The 6908-nt window shown below is 67.1% G+C and carries 5 protein-coding genes; all 5 read right to left on the reverse strand.

Going from position 1 to position 6908, the window contains the following annotated elements; all coding sequences use genetic code 11:
* On the reverse strand, positions 1–439 hold a 439-nt coding region (locus tag ACXJKR_RS20055; protein WP_457324309.1), incomplete at its 3' end, for a PfkB family carbohydrate kinase.
* Positions 440–444: 5 nt separating this feature from the next.
* Positions 445–2769 carry a TonB-dependent receptor gene (locus tag ACXJKR_RS20060; protein WP_457324310.1) on the reverse strand — a complete coding sequence of 775 codons (2325 nt, stop codon included), beginning with the start codon at positions 2767–2769 and terminating at the stop codon, positions 445–447.
* Between the two features lie 255 nt (positions 2770–3024).
* Positions 3025–4077: a LacI family DNA-binding transcriptional regulator gene (locus ACXJKR_RS20065; protein ID WP_457324311.1), complete on the reverse strand. Its 1053-nt coding sequence runs from the start codon at positions 4075–4077 to the stop codon at positions 3025–3027.
* 117 nt (positions 4078–4194) lie between these two features.
* Complete coding sequence (locus ACXJKR_RS20070; RefSeq protein WP_056197700.1) at positions 4195–5874, reverse strand: MFS transporter; 1680 nt, start codon at positions 5872–5874, stop codon at positions 4195–4197.
* Between the two features lie 263 nt (positions 5875–6137).
* Positions 6138–6797, reverse strand: coding sequence for a DsbA family protein (locus tag ACXJKR_RS20075; RefSeq protein WP_457324312.1), 660 nt, complete (start codon positions 6795–6797; stop codon positions 6138–6140).
* Positions 6798–6908 lie beyond the last annotated feature (111 nt).

Below are 6908 nucleotides of genomic sequence, written 5' to 3' on the forward strand. Positions count from 1 at the left end.
GATTGAGATCCAGCAGACGCGGGCCGGCCATGCGCTTGACCGTGGCGCGGATGGCTGCGCGCGAGACGGCGTGGCGCTGGGCCAGGCTGCCGAAGTAGACGATGCCGGCGTCACCCACGGCCGGCGCTTCGAGGTGGTCCCAGGCCGCGTCGACATGGATCTCGAAGCGATGGCCGCCGCCCGCATCCTCATGCACGCTGACGCGTCCAGTCGCACGGGTCGTATCGCGCTGGATGCCGTCGATGGCGAGGCCGTAGCGCGCTGCACTTTCCAGCACGAGGCGGCCCGCCGCATCATCGGCACCGACGCGACTGACGAAGCGCAGCGGCACATCCAACGCGGCCAGCGAGCGCGCCACGTTGAAGGGCGCGCCCCCGGCGACCGGGCCGTCGTGGAACTCGTCCACGAGGGCCTCGCCCAGTACCAGGATGGGACTCATCGCGCTCAGAAGCTGTAGCGCAGCGACGCCTTCACGGTGCGGCCCGTGTAGGCACGCGCGGCGCCGCGGCCGTCGTTGCTCTCGGTGTAGGCCAGCTCGTTGAAGAGGTTGTTGGCCGCCAGCGAGAGCGTCGCGCGGTCGGTGAGCGCGTAGCTGGCAAACGCGTTGACGACGGTGTAGGCCGGCAGCGTGATGGTCAGCGCACCGGTGGGGCCATCGTCCAGGCTCTTGGACGTGCCGACGATGCTGACGCCGAAGCTCAGTGCATCGTTGAGGTTGACCGTGGGCGTGAGCTGGTAGACGACCTTGGCCTGGCGCTTCGGAGCCCGGCCGTCAGCCTGCTTCGCATCGGTGTAGGTCAGGCCACCCAGCACGTTGACGACGCCAAAACGGGCCGAGCCTTCCAGTTCCAAACCGTTGCTGCGGTAGCTGTTGGCCCTGGCGACGATGGGGTTGGTCGTCACGTCGACGTTGACCTCGTCGGTCTTGGCGTGGAAGAGCGTGGCGAACAGGCTCATGCCGTTGCCGCGGATCTTCACGCCGGCCTCGGCCTGCTTGACCTTGTTGGTCGGGATGGTCGGGCTCTTGCCGTTGACGAGGTTGGGGTTGTTGAAGAAGGTGATGCGGTCGGCGTTGTAGGCAGCGCCGTCGGAATAGCGGGCGAAGACGGACAGGTCCTTGCTCAGCGCGTAGTTGCCACCCAGCGAATACGAGGTGCGGCCGAAGTCGTAATCAATGGCGTTGGGCTTGGTCAGGTCGTAGCTGACGCCGGCGTTGGACTGGTAGTAGGCGCCGCTGGCCTTCTGGTTGTCGCGGCGCACACCGATGTCGGCCGACAGCGGGCCGGCCTCGTAGTTCAGCACCACGTAGGGTGCGTTGGTCGTGTACTTGCTGTCCTGCGTGTTGCTGCAGCAGCCGCCAAAACCCGGCGAGCCGTTGACGACGCCGGGCACGTTCAGCACGCGGGCGCCCTCGCCGCTGGCCGACAGCGAGTACTGGTTGAAGTTCCACGTCAGGTCCAACTGCTGCACCGAGGTGTAGAGGCCCGCCACGGCGCTGAGCTTGGCTGCACCGCCTAGTTCGAAGTCACGCGAGAACTTCAGGTCGTTGGCCATCAGGCCGGCGTTGTCGACCTTGGTGTTGAAGACGACGGCCGTGAACTTGTTGCCTGTGTAGGCCGCACCGGCATCGGGGCCAGTGGCCAGGGTGGTGCCGGCCGGCGCGGCGGCCACGTCGTCGCCTGGGAAGATGCCGATGAAGCGACCCGAATTGCGGCTCCACGAGAACTTGTTCTGCAGGCGAAAGCCACCGCCGGCGTCGAGGTCAAGGTCGGCGCCGAAAGCGTCGCTCCTGGCAGTGAGGCCGTCGCGGATGTTGCTGGTGGCGCGGCTGTTGGTGTTGGTCAGCGTGCTGTCCAGCGGCCAGGCGACATCGTAGAAGGCGGCGCGGCGCGGGTCCAGGCCGGGAATCTCCTGGATGCTGCCGTTCACGTACTTCACCGGCGTAGGCATGAAGGTCGGGCTGTGGTCATCCAGGTGCTTGAGGCTGAAGCGCACATAGCTCTTGCCCTCCAGTTCGAAGGTGACGTTGGCGCGCACCTGACCGCCGTTCTCGGTGCCGTCGGCACCCTTGCGGCCGCCGTCGCCCACGCGGTAGAAGCCACCGATGAAGAAGCGCGTTTTGGCCGCCAGGCGACCGCCGTAGCCGAAGTCGACGCGGGTCTGGTCGAAGTCCAGGCCCTTGGTCAGCTGCAGGCTGCCACCGGGCTCGAGGCCGGTCTTGCCGATGAAGTTGATGATGCCGCCGGGCGCACCGGTGGCCAACAGCGCGGCCGAACCGCCGCGCACGACCTCCAGGCGCTCGAAGCCGGCGTCGGCGCGCATCCAGGTGTCGGGCGTGGCGAAGGCGATGTCGCCGAACTGCAGCACGGGCAAGCCGTCTTCCTGGAACTGGATGTAGCGCGCGCCGCCGGCCGAGACCGGGATGCCGCGCACGGCGACGTTGGCGTTGGACTCGCCGCCGCTGGCCTCGGCGCGGATGCCGGGCACGCCCCGGAGCAGGTCCGTGGCACTGGCGGCGGTGACGGCCGCGACGCCTTCGCTCTCGATGGTCGAGATGGCCACGCTGGAGCGCATCTTGGACTTGGCCGTCGAAGTGCCGGTGACGACGACGGCGTCGAGCTTGAGGCCGTCGGCCGATTCAGCGGCGGTAGCGGCGACCTGTTGGCCTTGCGCGGCCACGCTCAACAGCGCCAGGGCCACGGCGGCGGACAGCGGTTGCAGAGACGGGCGGCGGCTGGACCGCGCGGCGGTCGGATGGGGGCTGGGCATGGAGTCTCCTGGTTGTCGGTGTTTGAGCGCCCTCTGCGGGGCGAAGCGGCTTGGCCACCCTGTCGAGCGCCGATCCGTGCCGCCATTCTGCGTCGCCGCCGTTTGTTTTGCAATCGATTGCATTTCGGTAGAAACACGTATTCGACAAACATCATTGGTACTGATATTTGACCGAATGAAAACGATAGGCAGCCGCGCTCCGGCCCACAGCTGCGCTGACCGGGCGGCGCGGGCCGCGCGGTCAGGGTGCTGCCGTCAGGCGTGGGGAGCGCTCTCGCGCAGCGTCAGGTAAACCGGCATCGTGCGCGGCCCGGCGCGTTCGCCACGCAGCTGGCCCAGCAGTGCTTCCACCAGCTCAGCACCCGCTTCGGCCACCGGTTGGTGGAMGGTGGTCAGCGGCGGGTCACAGTAGGCGGCCAACGGCATGTCGTCGTAGCCGATGACGGCCACGTCGCCCGGCACGCTGCGGCCCGCGGCACGCAAGGCCTGGATGGTCAGCAGCGCCAGCACGTCGCTGCAGCAGACGACGCCGTCGAAGCCACGCTGTGCAGAACAGAACTCGCGCAGCACTTCGGTCGCCACGCCGGGCTCGAAGGGCGCGGCCAGCTCCAGCGCGGGGTCGACGTCCAGGCCCGCCTCGCGCAGCGCCTGGGCGTAGCCCTGGCGGCGCAGCCAGACCTCGGGCAGATTGGCATCGCCCACGAAGGCGATGCGGCGCCGGCCCAGTTGCAGCAGATGACGCGCAGCCAGCGTGCCGCCCAGCACGTTGTCGCCACCCACGCTGCAGTAGAGCTGCTGCGGCATCTCGCCGCCCCAGACGACCAGCGGGAGCTTGCGCGCGGCCATGTCGTTGAGCTGGTCGTGGTGGCGCCATTGGCCGATGAGGACGACGCCAATGGCCTTGCCGGAGTCGAACCAGTGCGAGGCCAGGTCCAGCCGCTCGGCGTCGACGCGCGACAGCAGCATGTCGTAGCCGCGGTCGGTCAGCGCGTCGGCAATGGAGCCGACGATGGACAGGAAGAAGGGGTCGGAGATGTGCTGGCGGGATTTGGCGTCGTAGGGCACGACGACGGCCACCGTCTTGTTCTCCTGCAGCCGCAGATTGCGCGCACCGAAGTTGATCGAGTAGTTCAGCGAGCGGGCCAATTCGGCGACGCGCTGGCGCGTCTCGGCATTGACGAGCTCGCTGCCGTTCAGGGCCCGTGACACGGTGGACACCGACACGCCGGCCAGGCGGGCGATGTCGACCATCTGCAGCCGGCGTTGCTCACCAGCGCTGCTGTCGGAAGGGTCTTTGGACTTGGGCATCAGCGGCATCGTCGCAGGGCAGACTGCCATCGACAAGCAGGGCTAGCCAGAACGAAAAAGGCCGGCATGAAGCCGGCCTCGTGTAGACATCCCGGGAACTCCCCGGGAAAAACATGATCAGTCGCGGGCGTAGATGTCCACGTCCTTGGTCTCACGCACGAACAGCACGCCGATGACGAAGGTCGCCGCCGCGATGATGATGGGGTACCAGAGGCCGTGATAGATGTTGCCGTTCTGCGCCACCATCGCGAAGGTGATGGAGGGCAGCATGCCGCCGAACCAGCCGTTGCCGATGTGGTACGGCAGGCTCATCGAGGTGTAGCGGATGCGGGTCGGGAACATCTCCACCAGCATGGCCGCGATCGGGCCGTAGACCATGGTCACGTACAGCACCAGCACGAACAGGATGGCAATGACCATCGGCACATTGGCCTTGGCCATGTCGGCCTTGGCCGGATAGCCGGCAGCCTTCATCGCTTCGCCCAGCTCCTTCTTGAAGCCGGCGATGGCCTTGGTACTGGCTTCGTCGAACTTGTGCTCGGTCAGCTTGGTGGCGGTCGGGACGGCGATTTCCTTTTCGCCGACCTTCACGACCGTTGGTGCACCTGCGGGAGCCTCGATGGTCTCGGAGCTGGCCGACGACTGGGCCAGAGCACGCTTGGCAATGTCGCAGGCGCTGGTGAAGTCCACCTCGCGTGCCAGCGGGCTGCCCTGGAAGGAGCAACTGGCCATGTTGGTGGTCAGCGTGACCTTGGCGGTCTCCTGGGCCTTGGCGAGGTCGGGGTTGGCCGCAGCGGTCAGGGCCTTGAACAGCGGGAAGTAGGTCAGCGCGGCGAGCAGCAGGCCGGCCATGATGATGGGCTTGCGGCCGATCTTGTCCGACAGGGTGCCGAAGATGACGAAGAAGGGCGTGCCCAGCAGCAGCGAGATGGCGATCCAGATGTTGGCCGAGGTGAGGTCCACCTTGAGCACCGACGTCAGGAAGAACAGCGCGTAGAACTGGCCCGAATACCAGACCACGCCCTGGCCGGCCACCAGGCCGAAGAGCGCCAGCAGCACGATCTTCAGGTTCTTCCACTGGCCGAAGGATTCGGACAGCGGCGCCTTGGAGGTCTTGCCCTCCGCCTTCATCTTCTGGAAGGCGGGCGATTCGTTCATCGACAGGCGAATCCACACCGAAACGCCCAGCAGCAGGATCGACACGATGAAGGGAATGCGCCAGCCCCATTCGCCGAAGTCCTTGTCCGACATCGAGTTCTTCACGCCGAGGATGACCATCAGCGACAGGAACAAGCCCAGCGTCGCCGTCGTCTGGATCCACGAGGTGTAGGCGCCACGCTTGCCGTGAGGGGCATGCTCGGCCACGTAGGTGGCGGCACCGCCGTACTCACCGCCGAGGGCCAGGCCCTGCAGCAGACGCAGGCCGACCAGGATGACCGGCGCCGCGGCGCCGATGGTCGCGTAGGTGGGCAGCACGCCGACGATGAAGGTCGACAGGCCCATGATCAGGATGGTGACCAGGAAGGTGTACTTGCGGCCGATCATGTCGCCGAGGCGGCCGAACACCAGCGCGCCGAAGGGGCGCACGATGAAGCCGGCGGCAAAGGCCATCAGCGAGGCGATGAAGGCCGCGCTCGGATCCAGGCCGGCAAAGAACTGCTTGGCGATGACGGCCGCCAGCGAGCCGTAAAGGTAGAAGTCGTACCACTCGAACACCGTGCCCAGCGAGGAGGCGAAGATGACCTTCTTCTCCTCTTTGGTCATCGGCGTCGCGGCCGTCGAAGTCGCAGTTGCCATTGATATGTCTCCGTCAGTTGTCGGGCCGCCCCACAGGCTTCCCTCACCGCGACTATTCACACCGCCTCTGACCGTGTTCTGACGCCAGTCTGAATCGAGGCTGACAAACTCCGCAGGAACCCGCAGTCAGCATTTCTCAATGCGAGATCAGATGACCCTCGCGGGTAAATCCTGAGACGTTTTGAATCATGTCTGCCGGCCTGCATGCCGGCAGTCCTTCGCGAGGCGTCGAAGAAGCCGCAGGGCTTGTTCTTGGTCCGCGCTCAGTGTTTCCGGGTGATGCCGGGCCGGGCCTGGGCCGCTGATTCCCAAATGCCGCTGCGAAACCAGGGGTCGCCGTCCAGCGCAGCACGCAGCATCGGCAGCGCATCCTGGCCCCAGAACAACCGGCCTTCGAACTCGACGGTCGGCACGCCGAAGACGCCCAGGGCCAGTGCCGCCTCGGTCTCGCTGCGCAGGCGCTGCTTGACGGCCTCGCCGGCCGGATCCTGCGCGGGCGCAAGGCGTTCGGTCAGCGCGGCGATGCGGGCGGCGTCACTGGCGTCGGCACCGGCGCCACGCCAGACGTGATGAAACAGCTGCTCGACGACCCAGCGCCCCGGGGTGTCGCCCGGCTGCCCTTGCGGCGCCGTACAGGCCCAGGCCAGCCGCAACAGCGGCAAGGGGTTGAAGGGGTGCTGGGCCGGCGGGTCCAGCACGAGGCCCTGGGCGTGCGCCAGCCAGGCCACCTGGCGGAAGGTCCAGCGCCGCTTGGCCTCGATCTCGGCCGGGCCCTTTTGGCCCAGGGCCTGCAGCAGCGCCGCAAACAGGATAGGCCGGTAGACGACCTCGACGCTGTGGCCCGCCAGCGCTTCGGGCAGGGCCTCGAAGCCCAGGGCTGCGTAGGGCGAGATGGGGTCGAAATAGAAGGTCAGCCGCTTCATCGATCCTGTTCCTCGCTGTGGGGCCAGGGCCCCAGCCAAAGGCCGTGGCGATGCATTTCGACGCGCCTCTCGGGCAACTGGTCGAGGATGTGGCGCTGCACGGTCTCGGGC

The sequence above is a fragment of the Roseateles sp. P5_E11 genome (genome assembly GCF_054049355.1).